Annotated in this window: 15 protein-coding genes and 1 tRNA gene; 10 read left to right on the forward strand and 6 right to left on the reverse strand. The window is 54.0% G+C overall.

All coding sequences use genetic code 11. The features are described 5' to 3' along the window. Positions 1–207 (forward strand): hypothetical protein (locus ACY8FN_RS00005; RefSeq protein WP_463098892.1); only part of this gene is annotated, 207 nt, incomplete at its 5' end. A 42-nt stretch (positions 208–249) separates the two neighbouring features. Here ACY8FN_RS00005 and ACY8FN_RS00010 read toward each other — a convergent pair. The 4 genes from ACY8FN_RS00010 to ACY8FN_RS00025 form a co-directional block, all read right to left on the reverse strand. Next, positions 250–2,181, reverse strand: a complete 1,932-nt coding sequence (locus ACY8FN_RS00010; RefSeq protein WP_463098893.1) for a putative bifunctional diguanylate cyclase/phosphodiesterase — start codon at positions 2,179–2,181, stop codon at positions 250–252. A gap of 23 nt (positions 2,182–2,204) precedes the next feature. Next, positions 2,205–2,705, reverse strand: a complete 501-nt coding sequence (locus tag ACY8FN_RS00015; protein WP_463098894.1) for a putative pterin-binding protein — start codon at positions 2,703–2,705, stop codon at positions 2,205–2,207. Positions 2,706–2,809: 104 nt separating this feature from the next. Continuing rightward, entirely contained in the window at positions 2,810–4,444 is a 1,635-nt protein-coding gene (gene groL / locus ACY8FN_RS00020) for a chaperonin GroEL (protein WP_042024445.1), read from the reverse strand. Between the two features lie 44 nt (positions 4,445–4,488). Beyond that, positions 4,489–4,782, reverse strand: a complete 294-nt coding sequence (locus tag ACY8FN_RS00025; RefSeq protein ID WP_033136012.1) for a co-chaperone GroES — start codon at positions 4,780–4,782, stop codon at positions 4,489–4,491. 259 nt (positions 4,783–5,041) lie between these two features. Here ACY8FN_RS00025 and ACY8FN_RS00030 point away from each other — a divergent pair, with 259 nt between their 5' ends. Continuing rightward, positions 5,042–6,376: an MATE family efflux transporter gene (locus tag ACY8FN_RS00030; protein WP_463098895.1), complete on the forward strand. Its 1,335-nt coding sequence runs from the start codon at positions 5,042–5,044 to the stop codon at positions 6,374–6,376. A 36-nt stretch (positions 6,377–6,412) separates the two neighbouring features. Here ACY8FN_RS00030 and ACY8FN_RS00035 read toward each other — a convergent pair whose 3' ends face one another. After that, positions 6,413–6,892: an FxsA family protein gene (locus tag ACY8FN_RS00035; protein WP_463098896.1), complete on the reverse strand. Its 480-nt coding sequence runs from the start codon at positions 6,890–6,892 to the stop codon at positions 6,413–6,415. Between the two features lie 443 nt (positions 6,893–7,335). Between ACY8FN_RS00035 and aspA the strand changes: the two genes are divergently transcribed. Then, positions 7,336–8,778 carry an aspartate ammonia-lyase gene (gene aspA, locus ACY8FN_RS00040; RefSeq protein ID WP_101323693.1) on the forward strand — a complete coding sequence of 481 codons (1,443 nt, stop codon included), beginning with the start codon at positions 7,336–7,338 and terminating at the stop codon, positions 8,776–8,778. A 127-nt stretch (positions 8,779–8,905) separates the two neighbouring features. After that, positions 8,906–10,225 (forward strand): anaerobic C4-dicarboxylate transporter, encoded by a 1,320-nt coding sequence (locus ACY8FN_RS00045; protein ID WP_042024432.1) that lies wholly within the window; start codon positions 8,906–8,908, stop codon positions 10,223–10,225. A 222-nt stretch (positions 10,226–10,447) separates the two neighbouring features. Here the strand turns inward: ACY8FN_RS00045 and tsaD are convergent, their stop codons facing one another. Next, the gene (gene tsaD, locus ACY8FN_RS00050; protein WP_463098897.1) at positions 10,448–11,461 is read right to left on the reverse strand and encodes a tRNA (adenosine(37)-N6)-threonylcarbamoyltransferase complex transferase subunit TsaD; all 1,014 of its coding nucleotides are present in this window, start codon (positions 11,459–11,461) and stop codon (positions 10,448–10,450) included. A gap of 179 nt (positions 11,462–11,640) precedes the next feature. On the opposite strand from tsaD, the gene rpsU reads away from it, so the two are divergent. The 6 genes from rpsU to ACY8FN_RS00080 all read left to right on the forward strand — a co-directional run bounded on the left by rpsU (position 11,641) and on the right by ACY8FN_RS00080 (position 17,507). Continuing rightward, positions 11,641–11,856, forward strand: a complete 216-nt coding sequence (rpsU, locus tag ACY8FN_RS00055; RefSeq protein ID WP_005309452.1) for a 30S ribosomal protein S21 — start codon at positions 11,641–11,643, stop codon at positions 11,854–11,856. A 15-nt stretch (positions 11,857–11,871) separates the two neighbouring features. Next, positions 11,872–12,315 carry a GatB/YqeY domain-containing protein gene (locus ACY8FN_RS00060; protein ID WP_463098898.1) on the forward strand — a complete coding sequence of 148 codons (444 nt, stop codon included), beginning with the start codon at positions 11,872–11,874 and terminating at the stop codon, positions 12,313–12,315. Positions 12,316–12,403: 88 nt separating this feature from the next. Continuing rightward, complete coding sequence (dnaG, locus tag ACY8FN_RS00065; RefSeq protein WP_463098899.1) at positions 12,404–14,191, forward strand: DNA primase; 1,788 nt, start codon at positions 12,404–12,406, stop codon at positions 14,189–14,191. Positions 14,192–14,413: 222 nt separating this feature from the next. Beyond that, positions 14,414–16,270: an RNA polymerase sigma factor RpoD gene (gene rpoD / locus ACY8FN_RS00070; RefSeq protein ID WP_042024428.1), complete on the forward strand. Its 1,857-nt coding sequence runs from the start codon at positions 14,414–14,416 to the stop codon at positions 16,268–16,270. 165 nt (positions 16,271–16,435) lie between these two features. After that, positions 16,436–16,512 (forward strand) — tRNA-Ile (locus ACY8FN_RS00075). Between the two features lie 308 nt (positions 16,513–16,820). Beyond that, positions 16,821–17,507, forward strand: a complete 687-nt coding sequence (locus tag ACY8FN_RS00080; protein WP_461603606.1) for a hypothetical protein — start codon at positions 16,821–16,823, stop codon at positions 17,505–17,507. Positions 17,508–17,641: the final 134 nt, after the last annotated feature.

Below are 17,641 nucleotides of genomic sequence, written 5' to 3' on the forward strand. Positions count from 1 at the left end.
AATTATACTCAACCGCCTTCTCGAGTCAAGCCTTATTTTCAAAGGCTTTTCGAGGTTACCGACCGGGCTGTTTGCGCTGCCGCTTGCCCTGTCGATGTGGCGCATTATAGGGAGCAGAATCTTTCTGGCAAGCAGGAATTGCATGTTTTTTTGAAAAAATCACACAGACGTTCAAACAACAAACAATGCGTTGGATATTTGAACTAAATCACAGTTTCAGAGGCTAGCCGCACCAGAGGGGATACTGCTTCAACCCATGTAAGCGGGCTCGGTTTGTTGACGTGCCAGCCAAAGATCCTCCATCTCTAGCAAGGTTTGATAGATTTTTTCCGCCTGCTCAGGTCGGCTGAACAGATAACCTTGTCCATATAAGTGGATATCGGTCAGAGAGCGCAGCACATCAAGTTGCGCCTGGGTCTCGATCCCTTCACAGACCAGACTCTTGCCCAGCATGGATCCCAAGCGGCAAATGTTGGCAACCAACTCGGATGCCTCTATAGAGGTGTCAATGCCCTGAATAAAGGATCGGTCAATCTTCACTTTGCTGACCGGCAGTTTTTGCAGATAGCTCAATGATGAGTAGCCGGTACCAAAGTCATCCAGTGCCAGCAGCACTCCCTGCTGGGTAAGATCTTGCATAAGTTGCAGCGAGTTCTTCACTTCCCGCATGGTGGTATCTTCGGTCACTTCCAATACCAGACTCCGGGCGGGCAAGTGATGCTCCATCAATGCCTTGGCTACCAGTTTGAGCAAATTACGCTGGTACATGCCAGGGGAAATATTGACGCACATCTGCAGGTCCACCAAGCCAAGCTGATGCCACTGCGAAAGTTGCTGGCACGCGGTATTTAACACCCAGCTACCGACTCTTTCTGCAAGCTGGAACTCTTCTGCCACCATGATCACCTCATTAGGGGGAATAAACCCTAACTCAGGGTGGCGCCAACGCAATAGGGCTTCGACCGCTTCACAGCGACCATTTTCAAGATTGACTATCGGCTGGTAATAGAGCTCCATGGCGTTATGTTCTAACGCCATGATCATGTCCGAGGCCAGGTGCTTGCGGCGGGTTGTCTCGTTTAGCAGAGAGTTATCGTAGATGACATAAGGTACTTGGGTCTTGCGACTATGAAACAGCGCTTGCTCTGCATGGCTCAACAACTCTTGAGTTTTGTTGCTGTCCATCGGATAAAATGCAATCCCGACCCCCGCCTCTAGCCGGAATGGATAGTTGCCATACACGATATCCTGCTTGAGCGCATTCTGTAAGCGAGCAACCAACTCCCGGACCTGGCGCAGATCACTGCTGCCACGCTGAATAATGGCAAACTGGTCACCCCCCAAGCGACCACTCCACTCTCCCTCCCCACACAATGCTCTTATGCGATTGGCGAACTCATTGAGCAAGTAATCACCGGTGTCATAGCCGAACTTACTATTGATGTCCCTGAAATCGTTGATATCAATCAACACCAGTCCAAACGGCACGTCTTGAGTCGTGCACAGCTCCATTCGCTCCAACAAAGCAAATCGGTTGGGCAATCCGGTCAGCGGATCCTGCCTTGCCGCTCTAAAATGGCGACGTCCTTCATATATAAGCAGAATACTGAGCAACAGGACCGAGACAATCAGACCCGACACCATCAATAGCAAGGCATTGCGCAACTGGCCAAAATAGCGATCGTTATCTGAGTAGATGTTGATGTTCTTTTGCATCACAGAGGCAAGTGAGTAGGAAAGCGGCTCTTGAAGAGGTTCCAGCCGCATCATGATTTGCTGATAATCGCTGACGCCCGCTTTAAGGGTGGTGATATCGGGTTCAATATTGCGGATATTGTTTTCTATCAATTGGACCAGTCGCAAGGTCTTCTGCTTGTCCTCCATGCTTTTGCGCAACTGGCCGTTCAACAAAATCGGCGTTCTGCTCCAGAGGAGGTCATAGCGCAGCATCAAGGCATCGTGATCGATGCCACCGTAGTGATACACCTTAACGGCATTAAGGAAACGACCAAGCTCCAATTGCAACTGCATCAACGCCCAGGAAACATCGTAGGTGTATTTCTCCATCGCTCTGGTGGTGTTCTGGATCTGCATCAGGCAGTAGAGCGTGCTCCCGGTAAACGACAGGATGGATATATACAGAATGACGATCAGTGGCCAAGTTCTGGTCTTCCCTTTCATCCGATGCTCCTGTTGCGTATTGATCAGCGCTGGATGTCTATTGAATCAAGCTGCCAGATCATCATGTCGGTGTATTCAGAGCGCTTCAGTTCCGGATACTGGTCGAGAGGGAGCATAAACCAAATCGGTCCCTTATCGCGCACTCGCATGACTACCCCATCATCTTGCCATGCCAAAATAGGATCATACTTAGCGACTTTGTCCCACTCGATACTGATCTGGAAACTGTTCAATGCTGTCAGGATAACAGTTTTACCACTGGCCCCAACCGAAGCCAACAGGTCCGCCAGCTTGGGTCCTTTATATCGGTGCGGTTTATCGACCCAGGGATTGCCAGTCACAACTTCATGCTGTGGCAGCGCCTGCAGCTTGGCCAGGTCAAACAGTACCTTGCCATCCACCTCATCTGCCGACTTTATATTGCCGCTGACTTTCAGGATCACCGGTCCGGTGAGCGCCTCTGCTGAGGCCGTTGGCATGATGACCAATGAAAAAAGCAGGGGAATCCAACCAAAAATGTTCATGTTCTCTCCCAAAAATGTGCTGTCTCAACAGACTCAGTTTAGCCAGATATAAAAAAACGGCTCGCCTAGGGCGAGCCGTTTCTCAAACAGAGCCGGGATGATGATTACATCATGCCCATGCCGCCCATACCACCCATGTCAGGCATGGCTGGCGTATCTTTCTTCGGCATCTCGGTGATCATGCACTCGGTGGTGATCATCAAACCGGCGATGGAAGAGGCAAACTGCAGCGCTGAACGGGTAACCTTAGTCGGATCCAGGATACCCATGGCCAGCATATCACCATACTGTTCGGTGTAAGCGTTGTAACCGAAGTTGCCTTCACCGTTCTTCACTGCGTTGGCAATGACAGAGGCTTCTTCACCGGCGTTGATCACGATCTGACGCAGCGGAGCTTCCATGGCGCGCAAGGCAACCTTGATACCCACGTTTTGGTCTTCGTTGTCGCCACGCAGGCCAACCAGCTTGGCAGCAACACGCACCAGCGCAACACCACCACCGGCAACCACACCCTCTTCAACGGCAGCGCGAGTTGCGTGCAGGGCATCGTCAACACGGGCTTTCTTCTCTTTCATCTCGACTTCAGTGGCAGCACCAACCTTGATGACCGCAACACCACCGGCCAACTTGGCCACGCGCTCTTGCAGCTTCTCACGGTCGTAATCAGAAGAAGTATCTTCGATTTGCTGACGGATCTGGGCAACACGGCCTTCGATCACGGTTGCATCACCCACGCCATCGATGATGGTGGTGTTCTCTTTGGTGATGACGATGCGCTTGGCACGACCCAGATCTTCCAGAGTCGCTTTTTCCAGCTCCATGCCCACCTCTTCGGAGATCACGGTACCACCGGTCAGTACTGCGATGTCCTGCAGCATGGCCTTGCGACGATCACCAAAGCCCGGTGCCTTGACGGCCGCGACTTTCACGATGCCGCGCATGGTGTTGACCACCAGGGTAGCCAGCGCTTCACCTTCAACATCTTCAGCAACGATCAACAGCGGCTTGCCAGCTTTGGCAACACCTTCCAGCACCGGCAGCATTTCGCGGATGTTGGATACTTTCTTGTCAACCAGCAGGATGAACGGGTCGTCCAGTTCAACGGAACCAGTCTCTTGCTTGTTGATGAAATAAGGGGACAGATAGCCGCGATCGAACTGCATGCCTTCTACCACAGCCAGTTCATCGTCCAGACCCTGGCCATCTTCAACAGTGATGACACCATCACGGCCGACTTTGTCCATGGCTTCAGCAATCAGCTTGCCCACTTTCTCGTCAGAGTTGGCAGAGATGGTGCCTACCTGAGCGATGGCGTTGCTGTCAGCGCAAGGCTGGGACAGCGCTTGCAGCTCGGCAACGGCAGCCACAACGGCTTTGTCGATACCGCGCTTCAGATCCATCGGGTTCATGCCAGCGGCAACGGCTTTCAGACCTTCGTTGACGATCGCCTGAGCCAGAACGGTTGCGGTAGTGGTACCGTCACCGGCGGCATCGTTAGCCTTGGAAGCCACTTCCTTGACCATCTGGGCGCCCATGTTCTGGAACTTGTCTTCCAGCTCGATTTCGCGCGCAACGGACACACCATCTTTGGTGATAGTCGGGGCGCCGAAGGACTTGTCCAGCACCACGTTGCGGCCTTTCGGGCCCAGGGTGACCTTGACCGCATCGGCTAGGATGTTTACGCCTTCCAGCATCTTGATGCGGGCTTCGTTACCAAACTTAACGTCTTTAGCTGCCATTTTTCTTCAATCCTTAAATCAATTCGGGGAAAAAGGAGGATGGATTACGCTTCGACAATCGCCAGGATGTCGGTTTCGGAGAGGATCAGTACATCCTGACCATCCAGCTTTTCGGTCTTTACGCCGTAGCCTTCGTTGAAGATAACCTTGTCACCCACCTTCACTGCCAGCGCTTTGACTTCGCCATTATCCAGGATGCGACCAGTCCCCACGGCAAGCACTTCACCACGAGTGGACTTCTGGGCCGCGGTACCCGTCAAAACGATACCACCGGCGGATTTGGCTTCAGCTTCGATGCGCTTGATGATGACGCGGTCGTGCAGCGGACGAATTTTCATCGATAACTCTCCCAAAATGAGTCTTATTGTTGCTTTGAGGAATGGCCGTTTCTGACCAAATTAGATATGGCACTGATGTGGGGCAAAGTAGCTAACCCTTCAAGGGCAAATACAAAAAAAATATTTTCACGTACTATGAAGCTCTTCGATTGTTCGCCCGTGTCCTCACCATGGATAAAAGCCGGATTCATCTCATCGCTGCCATGCCTGAATCCTCAAAGCCAGATACAGAGACTCGCCATTGACCCGCACTAACCCCATGCTGACAGCACCTATCCCTGTCGTACTGCGCCAGATGACGGGCCCGATGATCTTCGGCATCATCGCTATTCTGGCGTTCAACCTGGTCGATACCTTTTTTATCGGCATGCTGGGTACTCAGGCGCTGGCCGCCATCAGCTTTACCTTTCCGGTGACCTTTGTAGTCACCTCCCTCGCCATGGGATTGGGTGCCGGGCTGTCTGCGGTGATCGGCCATACCCTGGGGCAAGGCAAGCACGATGAGGCCGCCCATCTCGCCACCGACAGTCTGTTTCTGGCGGTGATCATGGTGGCCCTGCTCTCCGTGGGCGGTGCACTCACCATCAAACCGCTGTTTACCCTGCTGGGAGCCAGTGCCGAACTCATCTCCCTTATCCATGACTACATGCTGATCTGGTATCTGACCGTGCCCATGCTGGTATTGCCCATGGTAGGCAATGCGGCTATCCGCGCGACCGGGGATACCAAGACTCCTAGCGTGGTGATGGCGGTGGCCGGGTTGGTCAACGGGGTGCTGGATCCCTTGCTGATCTTTGGCATAGGTCCGTTTCCCGAATGGGGGATCCGCGGGGCGGCCATCGCTACCTCTATTTCCTGGTTGATGGCGATGCTGGTCAGCCTCTATATCTTGCGCCATCGAGAAGGTTTACTGCTGTGGCACCTCTCTGCCCGACCCCGACTGTTTCAGCACTGGCGCTCACTGCTTCATGTCGCGGTACCGGCATCCTTTACCAATATGCTCAACCCCTTGGCCAATGCGGTGCTGATGACCTTTTTCGCCGGTCTTGGCACCGAAGTGGTGGCCGCCTACGGCGCGGCCTCGCGGGTCGAAGCGCTGCTGCTGATCGTGATGATGGCCCTTGCCTCCGTGCTTGCCCCTTTCATCTCGCAAAACTGCGGGGCGGGTAATCCGGCCCGCGCCAAGGCTGCGCTGCAGAGCTGTATGAGTTTTGCGTTGATGTTCCAGCTCGCCATCTATGGCCTGACCTGGCTGCTTGCACCCTTTATTGCCGGGCTGTTCAGCGAGCAGCCACAGGTGGTGCGCTTGATCACTCTTTACCTGCATCTGGTGCCGATTGGTTACGGCTTTCAGGGGATGGTGATGCTGTTAGCTTCTGCGCTCAATGGCGTGCGGGCATCCAGCATCTCGTTCTTGTTCAATGGGCTACGACTGTTTGGTTTCCTGTTGCCAGGGGCGTGGCTGGGGGCAAAACTGGGGGGAGAACAGGGGATCTATCTGGGAATATTGTTGGCCAATCTGGCGGCGGGCACCCTCGCCTGGTGGTATGCCCGACACCGCTTCGAGGCGCTGTGTCATCAGGGTAAACCCTGATCGGTCACTCGCCTTTCAAGTCATTCGTCTCGTCGATTACTCTTTACGCTCAAACTCGCCTTCGATGGTAGTGCCACCCTGCTTGGGGTGCTCCAGATGGTCATCGGACGGTGCATTGCCAAACGGCGATTGTGTTCCCTGCTGGAAGCCACCCATCTGCATCCGGAACGGGTTGCTGCCGATCAGCTTGTCAGCCAGCTTGTTGCGCAGCCAGGGTTGCAACAGCAACACACCAACGAAGTCAGTCACAAAGCCCGGAATGATCAGCAGCAAGCCGGCCAGCGCCAACATCATGCCACCCATCACCTCACGGCCTGGCATCTCGCCCATCTGCATCTTCTGTTGAGCGCTGAACAGGGTTTTGATCCCTTCATTGCGCACCAGAGACGATCCCAACACCGCGGTCAGGATGAGCAAGCCGACGGTCGGCAGTGCGCCAATCACGGAGCCGACCTCGATCATCACGGTGAGCTCCAATACCACCAGTCCCACCAACAACAGAAACAACTTGCCCATATCCACTCCAATGCCAGTAAATTGAGAAACAGCGGGGCCCGTCCAACAGCAGTCCGTCGGTGACGTCTCTGCCGCGTCATCCCCACTCTCTACTCTGAATAAATGGGGGCTATCCCCCTCTTTTCAAGCACTTCAACTGACTCCTACGTCATCAGCAATCTAAAAAATCAGCAAACTCTAAAAAAAATTCATAAAAAACATAACCATGCGTAGCTTGCAACATATGTATGCGTTCATCAAAGTAATTTGAAAATGACTTAAATTTAGTGATCTAGCTCTAATAACCGATACCTCAATTGGAGTAGTATATTGGCCAGTAATTCGGGGGCTGTGCTCCCAACTGCCCCACTCGATGTGTGGTGCTTCAGGATGAGCTGTGCGCAAGGAACTCGCGACCACTCGGTGAGGATTTTTTCCATTTTTCTGATTTCTGAGGCATTACAATGAGCGACATCAAGAACGTCCGCATTGAAGAAGACCTGCTGGGCACCAAAGAAGTTTCCAATGATTTTTACTACGGTGTGCATACCCTGCGCGCAGTCGAGAACTTCAAGATCAGCTCTCAGAAGATTTCTGACGTTCCGGAATTCGTCCGTGGCATGGTACTGACCAAGAAAGCTGCCGCCCTGGCAAACGGCGAGCTGGGTACCATCCGTCCGGAAATTGCTGACAAGATCGTAGAAGCCTGCGACCTGATGCTCAGCACTGGCAAATGCTTCGACCAGTTCCCGGTCGACGTTTATCAAGGTGGTGCCGGCACCTCCGTCAACATGAACACCAACGAAGTACTGGCTAACATCGCCCTGGAAATCATGGGTCTGGAAAAAGGCAACTACGACGTTATCAACCCGAACGACCACGTCAACAAGTGCCAATCCACCAACGACGCCTACCCTACCGGTTTCCGCGTTGCCGTGGTGAACAGCACTGACGTGACCCTGCATGCTCTGGAGCATCTGATCGCCGCATTTGATGCCAAAGCAGCAGAGTTCAAGAGCATTCTGAAAATGGGTCGTACCCAGCTGCAGGATGCGGTTCCGATGACCCTGGGTCAGGAATTCCATGCTTTTGCCGTTACCCTGCGTGAAGAGATCAAGTCCATCAAGCGTTGCCAGGAGCTGCTGCTGGAAGTGAACCTGGGTGCCACCGCCATCGGTACCGGTCTGAACACTCCGCCAGAGTACTCTGCCCTGGCCATCAAGCGTCTGGCCGAGATCACTGGCCGTGCTTATGTACCGGCAGAAGACCTGATCGAAGCGACCTCTGACTGTGGCGCTTATGTGATGTTGCACGGCGCGGTCAAACGTCTGGCCATGAAGCTCTCCAAGATCTGTAATGACCTGCGTCTGCTCTCCTCCGGCCCGCGCACTGCACTGAAAGAGATCAACCTGCCAGAAATGCAGGCCGGTTCCTCCATCATGCCAGCCAAGGTCAACCCGGTTATCCCGGAAGTGGTCAACCAGTCCTGCTTCAAGGTATTCGGTAACGACATCACCATCACTTTCGCCGCCGAAGCCGGTCAGCTGCAGCTGAACGTTATGGAGCCGGTGATTGGTCAGGCAATGTTCGAATCCCTGAGCCTGATGGAAAAAGCCTGTATCTCCCTGCGCGAGAAGTGCGTGGAAGGGATCACCGCTAACCCGGAAATCTGCATGAACCACGTACTGAACTCCATCGGTATCGTGACCTACCTGAACCCCTTCATCGGTCACCACGAAGGTGACATCGTCGGTAAGATCTGTGCCCAGACCGGCAAGAACGTCCGCGAAGTCGTGCTGGAGCGCGGCCTGCTGAGCGCCGAGCAACTGGACGAAATTCTCTCCATCGAGAACTTGATGAACCCGCAATACAAAGCCAAGCGTTTCACCCGCGAAGCCACCGTATAAGCGAGTATGGGCCGGGATCTTCCCGGCCCATTAAAGTCAGTTCCCGATTGGTCTTTATCCCCAGCCCGATCGGGAATTGGCTTTTTGCCAAATAAAAACCAAAAACTAAATAAATGGAGTTATCGCTATGATTTTAATCGAGTTACTTGTGGTGCTCGGCGCTATCTATCTGGGGGCAAGGATAGGCAGCATCGGCATCGGCTTTGCCGGTGGTCTGGGGGTACTGGTACTGACCTGGGGTCTGGGCATGCCCATCCCGAGTGATCAACTGGTGAGCTACATCCCTTGGGATGTAATCATGATCATCATGTCTGTTATCTGCGCCATCGCCTGTATGCAACTGGCTGGCGGGATGGACTATCTGGTCTCCCTGGCAGAGAAAGCGCTGCGTAAAAACCCCAAATACATCACCTTCGCCGCACCGATCGTCACCTATCTGATGACCATGCTGGCTGGTACCGGCCATACTGCTTTTTCCACTCTGCCAGTTATCGCTGAAGTGGCCAAAGAGCAAGGGATCCGCCCATCCCGTCCGCTCTCCATCGCAGTTATCGCCTCCCAGATCGCCATCACAGCATCCCCAATCTCTGCTGCTGTGGTTGCCTTCTCCGGCATGCTGGAGCCGTTCGGTGTTGACTACCTGACCCTGCTGGCCATCTGCATCCCGTCCACCTTCCTGGCCTGTATCATCGGTGCCTTTGTCGCCAACATGCTGGGCAAGCCGCTGGAGCAAGACGAAGTCTACCTGGATCGCAAAGCCAGAGGGCTGATCAAGCTGCGTGGCACCACCAAGCTTGAGCTGAAACCTTACGCCAAGGTTTCTGTGTGGATCTTTATTTCCGCCATCATTGCGGTTATGGCTTACGCCACCGCTATCTCCGGCAAAGTGGGCCTGATCGCCAACCCGCCGATCCCACGTGACGGTGCCATCATGGGCATCATGCTGGCAGCTGCCACCATCATGACTCTGGTGTGCAAACTGGACGCCACTCAAGTGACCAACATGCCGACCTTCAAGTCCGGTATGTCCGCCTGTATCTGCGTACTGGGTGTCGCCTGGCTGGGTAACGTCTTTGTGAAAGGCAACATGGATACCATCCAGCTGATCGCGGGCGACCTGCTGAACCAGTACTCCTGGCTGTTGGCTGTGGTGTTGTTCTTCGCTGCCATGCTGCTCTATTCACAAGGTGCCACCACCAAAGCCCTGATGCCTGCCGCACTGGCGCTGGGTGTCAGCCCGTTGACTGCGATTGCCTCTTTCGCAGCGGTGAGCGCCCTGTTCGTACTGCCAACCTATCCAACCCTGCTGGCTGCGGTTGAAATGGATGACACTGGCTCCACCCGTATCGGCAAGGCGGTATTTAACCACCCCTTCTTTGTACCTGGTGTTGCTACCATTGCTTGCGCCGTCGCGCTGGGCTTCTTCTTCGGTGGCATCATGCTCTAATCGCATCGAGCCCCGAGCGCCAAACAAAAATCCCCGCCACATGGCGGGGATTTTTTTATCGCTGCATATCGCTGTATATAGAGAAGCTGACACTTTGGATGGCACTGCTAGATAGCTATCCAACCATCACAGTGATGATGCCTCAGTAGCCCTGCAAGCGCCTCTGGTCCATCCCATGGGCAATGCTCATCATCACGCCATCAAGGTGCAGGATCCTGCGGATCAGACCGGATCCAGGGTATCCAACGGCCAGCGTGGCACCGCCTTGACTGCCAGCGGTTCAAACACCCCCGCTTTCAATCGTTGCATACCTGCATAAGCGATCATGGCGCCATTGTCGGTGCAGTATTCAGTACGCGGATAGAACACCTCGCCATGGAGGCTATCCATCAGCTCTGCCAGCTGGGCGCGCAAGTGACGGTTGGCACTGACACCACCGGCCACCACCAGACGTTTAAGGCCGGTCTCCTGCAAGGCACGACGGCACTTGATCGACAGGGTGTCTACCACCGCATCTTCAAATGCACGGGCAATATCGGCACGGGTCTGCTCATCGTCACCGTTGGCGGCAATGGTATTCGCCGCAAAGGTCTTGAGCCCGGAGAAGCTCATATCAAGCCCGGGGCGATCCGTCATGGGCCGTGGAAACTTGAAGCGCCCGGTGGTGCCTTTTTCGGCCAGACGGGAGAGCAGCGGGCCGCCCGGGTAGTCCAGCCCCATCAGCTTGGCGGTCTTGTCAAACGCTTCGCCAGCGGCATCGTCGATGGATTCCCCCAGCAACTGATAGCTGCCGATACCATCAACCCGCACCAACATGGAGTGGCCACCGGAAACCAGCAGCGCCACGAAGGGGAACTCGGGAGCCTTCTCCTCCAACATGGGGGCCAGCAGATGGCCTTCCATATGGTGGACGGCGATCGCCGGCTTGTCCCACGCCATCGCCAGCGAGCGGCCAATGGTTGCTCCCACCAGAATGGCGCCGACCAAGCCAGGACCCGCGGTATAGGCGATGCCGTCAATGTCATCTTTACCCAGTCCCGCCTCTTGCAATGCGGCCTGGATCAACGGGATCGTCTTGCGAACATGATCCCGGCTGGCGAGCTCGGGGACCACGCCACCGTAATCCGCATGCAGCTTGACCTGGCTGTATAACTGATGGGAAAGGATCCCTTTTTGATCATCGAAGATCGCGATCCCGGTTTCGTCACAGGATGTCTCTATGCCCAATACACGCATTGCTAAAAAATTTCACTGCTAAAATGAGACGGCTATGGTAACCTTCGCGGGTTTTTTAAACCAGAGCGATCTCTGCGGGTTTACTTTCATTCCCTGTCCAGAGTATAATTTCGCACCATTTTAAGTCATGCTGATCGATTGAAGGTCAGCTAACAATTTATCACTGAGGTGAAAGGCACATGCCAGTAATCAAAGTCCGTGAAAATGAGCCGTTTGACGTTGCTCTGCGTCGCTTCAAGCGTTCTTGCGAAAAGGCCGGTATCCTGTCCGAAGTTCGTAGCCGTGAGTTCTACGAGAAGCCGACTACCATTCGTAAGCGCGCTAAAGCGTCTGCTGTTAAGCGTCACGCCAAAAAGCTGTCTCGCGAAAACGCACGTCGTATCCGCCTGTACTAATCAGGAGTCAATGCCGTGTCTCTGAAGGATCAACTCAAGGATCAACAAAAATTCGCCATGCTTGCCAGAGATAAGGCTCGCCTGGGGACGATCCGTTTGTTGATGGCAGAAATCAAGCAACGTGAAGTTGATACCCGTATCGAGCTCAATGATGAGGATATCCTCGCTGTCGTGACCAAAATGGTCAAACAGCGCCGCGATTCCATCAGCCAGTTTGAAGCTGCCGGTCGCCAGGATCTCGCCGACAAAGAGTCCGCCGAGATTGTTGTGTTGCAGGAATTCCTGCCACAACAGCTGACCTCAGATCAAATTGCCGCACTGATTGAGCAAGCCATCACTGAAAGTGGTGCTGCCGTCATGGCTGATATGGGCAAAGTCATGGCTGTCTTGAAGCCGAAAATTCAGGGGCGTGCCGATGTCGGCGCCGTCAGTGCTCAGGTGAAAACCCGCTTGGCGTAACAGGCAACTCTCTTGTTTAGTAGAAGAAGCCGTGCTTCCCTTGGAATGCGCGGCTTTTTTATTTTTTCCGCAATGAATCAGGATGGTTATGGCAGGCAGGATCCCCCAATCCTTTATCGATGATCTGCTCGTACGCACAGACATAGTCGAGCTGATCGACTCGCGAGTGCGGCTGAAAAAAGCCGGTAAGAACTACCAGGCTTGCTGCCCTTTCCATAACGAAAAAAGCCCCTCTTTTACCGTCAGCCAAGAGAAACAGTTCTATCACTGTTTCGGTTGTGGTGCCCACGGCAATGCCATCGGTTTTGTCATGGAGTATGACGGCCTCGAATTTCCCGATGCCATCGAAGAACTCGCCAGCACGCAAGGCATGCAGGTACCTCGCGAGCAGAGCATTGGCGGCTCGGCCAATAGCCAGCCGGCCGTCAGCAAAGACCTCTTTGAGCTGATGAATCAGATCGCCCGCTTCTACGAAAGCAATCTCAAGAGCGCTCCCCATGCGGTGGAGTACCTCAAAGGTCGCGGTCTGACCGGTGAAGTGGTCAAACGATTCAACATTGGCTACGCCCCCAGCGACTGGGATCAGGTGCGCCGCCGCTTTGGCGCCAGCCGGGATCACGAACAGCTGCTCATCTCGGGCGGCATGCTGATCACCCGTGACAATGGCCCGGGCAGCTATGATCGCTTTCGCGACCGAATCATGTTCCCGATCCGCGACAAGCGCGGCCGGGTTATCGGTTTTGGTGGCCGGGTACTGGGTGACGGTACCCCCAAGTACCTGAACTCGCCAGAAACCCCCATTTTCCATAAAGGTCGCGAGCTGTTTGGCCTCTATGAAGTGAAACAGGCACACAAGGATCCGCGCCGGATCCTGGTGGTGGAAGGCTACATGGATGTGGTGGCGCTCGGTCAGTACGACATCGACTATGCGGTGGCGGCGCTGGGCACTGCGACAACCAGCGACCATATCCACACCCTGTTTCGCACCACGGCCGAGGTAGTCTGCTGCTACGATGGCGATAAAGCCGGCCGTGAAGCAGCCTGGCGAGCGCTGGATAACGCCCTCTCCCATCTGCAGGATGGCCGCGAGCTAAAGTTCGTGTTCCTGCCGGATGGCGAGGATCCCGACTCGCTGGTACGCCAGATCGGCAAGGAGGGCTTTGAAGCCCTGCTCGATCAGGCCCAGCCGTTCGCTGACTTCATGTTCGAACGTCTCGGACGGGATGCGGCTCTGAGCGGTGAGGCTGGCAAGTTCGAAGTGGCCAACAAGGCAGCTGAACTTATTCGCCGGGTACCGGAAGGGTTTACCCGCGAGGGATTGATCACTCGCCTCTCCAGCATGATGCGCTGGGGCGAGAACAAGCAGCGCATCGCCGAGCTCTTTGCCCGCAACAGTCAGCCCAAAGCCGGGGTCAACAAACCAAAGGCAGCCAAGCTGACACCGCTGCGCCGGGCGCTGGCGCTGATGGTGCAATACCCGGCGGTCACCGCTGAACTGCCCCCCATGCCAGAATTGGTCGGACTGCGCGTACAAGGGATCAAATTCCTGCTGCAACTGCACCAGCAGATCCTGGCACAACCAGCCATCACCACCGGTATCTTGCTGGAACACTGGCGTGGCACCAAGGAGGGCGAGATCCTCGCTCAGCTGGCCATGCACGATCTGTTCGAAGAGGTCCGGCTTGACCATGAACCCGATATTCTGGGCGAGTTACAGGATACCTTCGTCGGCTTCATCAACCAGTTTCTGAAACAAAGAATCGAAGAATTGCAGGCCAAAGTGGCTCAAGAAGGACTAAGCTCCGAAGAAACCCAAGAGTTGATGATGCTGATCAGAGAGGTACAAATTGAGAAAAGAAATGAGGGTGGGGCTTGATATTTGAGTGGTTGGCCCCAATATGGATAACGTTGCCCGAAACGACGGGATGAAAAGCAAAATTTTTATAACCGCCTGGCCCCGACAATACTGCGGGCAGGGGTTTCTCACGACCGACGCCGCAACCAGACATAGCATGTCTGGCGGTTTTCTATTAGAATTGGCTATTTGCGCAGCAGTACACCGTACGCGTAACCTAGCATCACCAACCGGATGAGTTCTATGGAGCAAACCCCGCAGTCTCAGCTTAAACTCCTCGTTGCCAAAGGTAAAGAACAGGGCTACCTGACCTATGCCGAGGTGAACGATCACCTCCCGCAAGACATTGTCGATTCAGACCAGATCGAAGACATCATCCAGATGATCAACGATATGGGCATTCAAGTGGTTGAAAACGCTCCGGATGCCGATGACCTTATCATGGCTGAAGGTGGTACCGCCGATGAGGACGCTGCCGAAGCAGCGGCCCAGGCACTGGCATCTGTTGAATCTGAGATTGGTCGTACGACCGATCCCGTCCGCATGTATATGCGGGAAATGGGTACCGTCGAACTGCTGACCCGTGAAGGCGAAATCGACATCGCCAAACGGATCGAAGACGGTATCAATCAGGTACAAAGCTCTGTTGCAGAGTACCCTGAAGCAATTACCTATCTGCTCGAACAGTACGACAAGTACGAAGCCGAGCAGTTGCGTCTCTCTGACATCATCTCAGGCTTTATCGATCCTAACGAAACCGAAGATGTGGCGCCTACTGCCACCCATATCGGCTCTGAACTCAGCGAAGATGATCTGGCTGATGAGGACGAGGAAGAGGACGAAGATGAAGATGAGGATGGCGACAACTCGGATGATGAAGGCGACAGTGGCCCGGATCCGGAAGTCGCTCGCGAGAAGTTTGGCGAGCTGCGCGCCCAGTATGAGGTAACCCGCCTCTCCATTCAGAAGAATGGCCGTGCGCACGAAGATACCCAGGCTGCCATCGCTCAGCTGGCCGATGTGTTCCGTCAATTCCGCCTGATGCCCAAGCAGTTCGATCGCTTGGTCAACAACATGCGCGAAATGATGGAACGGGTCCGCGTGCAGGAACGTATCATCCTGAAACTCTGCGTTGAGCAGGCCAAGATGCCGAAGAAAACCTTCGTCGCTGCCTTCACCAACAACGAGTGTGATAGTGCCTGGTTTGAGTACCAGAAGCAGGCTGGTAAAGCCTGGTCTCCCCGTCTGGTCGAGATGGCTGAAGACGTGCTGCGCGCCATCGGCAAACTGCAGCAGATCGAAGAAGAGACCGGTCTGTCGATTGCCCAGATCAAGGATATCAACCGTCGTATGAGCATCGGTGAGGCAAAAGCCCGCCGAGCGAAGAAAGAGATGGTTGAAGCCAACTTGCGTCTGGTTATCTCTATCGCCAAGAAGTACACCAACCGTGGTCTGCAGTTCCTGGATCTGATCCAGGAGGGCAACATCGGTCTGATGAAGGCGGTAGACAAGTTTGAATACCGTCGCGGCTACAAGTTCTCGACCTATGCCACCTGGTGGATCCGTCAGGCCATTACCCGCTCCATCGCGGATCAGGCTCGTACTATCCGTATCCCGGTACACATGATCGAGACCATCAACAAGCTCAACCGTATCTCCCGCCAGATGCTGCAGGAGATGGGTCGTGAACCGAACCCGGAAGAGCTGGCCATGCGCATGGGTATGCCGGAAGACAAGATCCGCAAGGTTCTGAAAATCGCCAAGGAGCCCATCTCCATGGAGACGCCGATCGGTGATGATGAAGATTCCCACTTGGGTGACTTCATCGAAGATACCACCCTTGCTCTGCCAGCGGATGCGGCGACCAGCGAAAGCCTGCGTAACGCCACTCGCGACGTGCTGGCAGGTCTCACGGCCCGTGAAGCCAAGGTACTGCGGATGCGCTTTGGTATCGACATGAACACTGACCACACCCTTGAGGAAGTGGGCAAGCAGTTCGATGTCACCCGTGAGCGTATTCGTCAGATTGAAGCCAAGGCACTGCGTAAACTGCGCCACCCGAGCCGATCGGAAGTGCTGCGCAGCTTCCTGGACGAATAGTCCTGACTCTGCCCTGTCAAAGCCCCGCCATGCGGGGCTTTATTTTATCTGCTATCGGGTTCAACTCCTTGTATCCAACTGCTTATTTAGTCGCCAAGTGGTTGATCTGCCTATAGACTGCCCTTTCCTCTTACCCTATAATCCTCGCCGCTAAATGCACAATTTGGCCCCTTAGCTCAGTTGGTCAGAGCAGTCGACTCATAATCGATTGGTCGTGGGTTCAAGTCCCCCAGGGGCCACCATATATAGCAAGGCGTAGCAGGTTAGTAGCCGCTACGCCTTTTGCTTATCTGGCGCTTTTGGGTGCTTTAATGGGTGCTTTTAAGGGAAGGCTAGGCGCTTAACAACATGGGGCGAGCGTTCTTTTTAGGTGCCTATAAATGGACTTCTAGACGGCTATCTCTTTTATCTGTGTCGGAAAATGGACTAAGCGAAGCAGACTGCGACCTTAAACCCATTGATACAAGTCTCAAAAAGAGACTGTTTTATCCAAACCTGACCAAAAAATCTTTATACTGATTTTCCATGATCACGATTCAGGGGACGCCCAGTGTTAAAGCCTATTGCCGCATTACTCATCACCACCCCATTTCTAGCTGGCTGTATCTCAGTTGCTCAAATTGGCCCATACATTCCGCCAACTCAAAACATCAGCGAACCGTCGTTGAATCAAACACAAACCGCTTATGTGGGCGATCATTTGCTTAGTCAGGGTACATACAGCGAACGAGCGGCCATCGAGTTTAAGTCGATGTTTGAGCCCAACGGCTGGAGCTATCGAATTACAGCGGGTAAATTTGTTAAAACAGGTGAAAACTCAAAGCATGATTACTACACCCCCATGGAAGGCGTGAGTGGTGGAAAAATTGAAAGCAGGGGGTTAGCATCTCCGGCAATCGCGATACAGCTTGATAGAGCAACGAATGAGCTCTGCGTGATTATGTATACATATCAAGCCGTATGTGGGGGGGATCAGTCCCCAGCGACCAAAACCACGGTGAAATCAGTCGATGAAAATGAATTTCAGCAAACACTAATATACAACGGCATGGTGGGTAAAAAAATCAATGTCGCTTACCGCGAATTCAGCAACAAACTGGCCCGTGCGGCGTTCAGTAATGACGTTGAATATGACCTTTCGCAATCCAAGATCATTGGATACAAGGGCGCAAAAATAGAAGTCCTCAACGCCACCAATGAGAACATTACCTATCGGGTAATCAGTAACTTCAAATGAGTGATTTAGGGTGCGCCCTCGGTGCTCCCTGAATAACGCAACTGACGACATGCTACACAATGGCCGTCACTCGTATAACGGGGCGAGTGGTGGCCGTAGTGACAGGGCATTACGGGCTGATAGTACCGCTCCCC

The sequence above is a fragment of the Aeromonas sp. 160P genome, from assembly GCF_055193095.1.

Excerpts from the sequence above, each read along its gene's own strand:
- ACY8FN_RS00010 (WP_463098893.1), bottom strand. The coding sequence starts at position 2,181 with ATGAAAGGGAAGACCAGAACTTGGCCACTGATCGTCATTCTGTATATA.
- groL (WP_042024445.1), bottom strand. The coding sequence starts at position 4,444 with ATGGCAGCTAAAGACGTTAAGTTTGGTAACGAAGCCCGCATCAAGATG.
- ACY8FN_RS00030 (WP_463098895.1), top strand. The coding sequence starts at position 5,042 with ATGCTGACAGCACCTATCCCTGTCGTACTGCGCCAGATGACGGGCCCG.
- tsaD (WP_463098897.1), bottom strand. The coding sequence starts at position 11,461 with ATGCGTGTATTGGGCATAGAGACATCCTGTGACGAAACCGGGATCGCG.
- ACY8FN_RS00035 (WP_463098896.1), bottom strand. The coding sequence starts at position 6,892 with ATGGGCAAGTTGTTTCTGTTGTTGGTGGGACTGGTGGTATTGGAGCTC.
- rpoD (WP_042024428.1), top strand. The coding sequence starts at position 14,414 with ATGGAGCAAACCCCGCAGTCTCAGCTTAAACTCCTCGTTGCCAAAGGT.
- rpsU (WP_005309452.1), top strand. The coding sequence starts at position 11,641 with ATGCCAGTAATCAAAGTCCGTGAAAATGAGCCGTTTGACGTTGCTCTG.
- ACY8FN_RS00025 (WP_033136012.1), bottom strand. The coding sequence starts at position 4,782 with ATGAAAATTCGTCCGCTGCACGACCGCGTCATCATCAAGCGCATCGAA.
- ACY8FN_RS00045 (WP_042024432.1), top strand. The coding sequence starts at position 8,906 with ATGATTTTAATCGAGTTACTTGTGGTGCTCGGCGCTATCTATCTGGGG.
- aspA (WP_101323693.1), top strand. The coding sequence starts at position 7,336 with ATGAGCGACATCAAGAACGTCCGCATTGAAGAAGACCTGCTGGGCACC.
- ACY8FN_RS00015 (WP_463098894.1), bottom strand. The coding sequence starts at position 2,705 with ATGAACATTTTTGGTTGGATTCCCCTGCTTTTTTCATTGGTCATCATG.
- dnaG (WP_463098899.1), top strand. The coding sequence starts at position 12,404 with ATGGCAGGCAGGATCCCCCAATCCTTTATCGATGATCTGCTCGTACGC.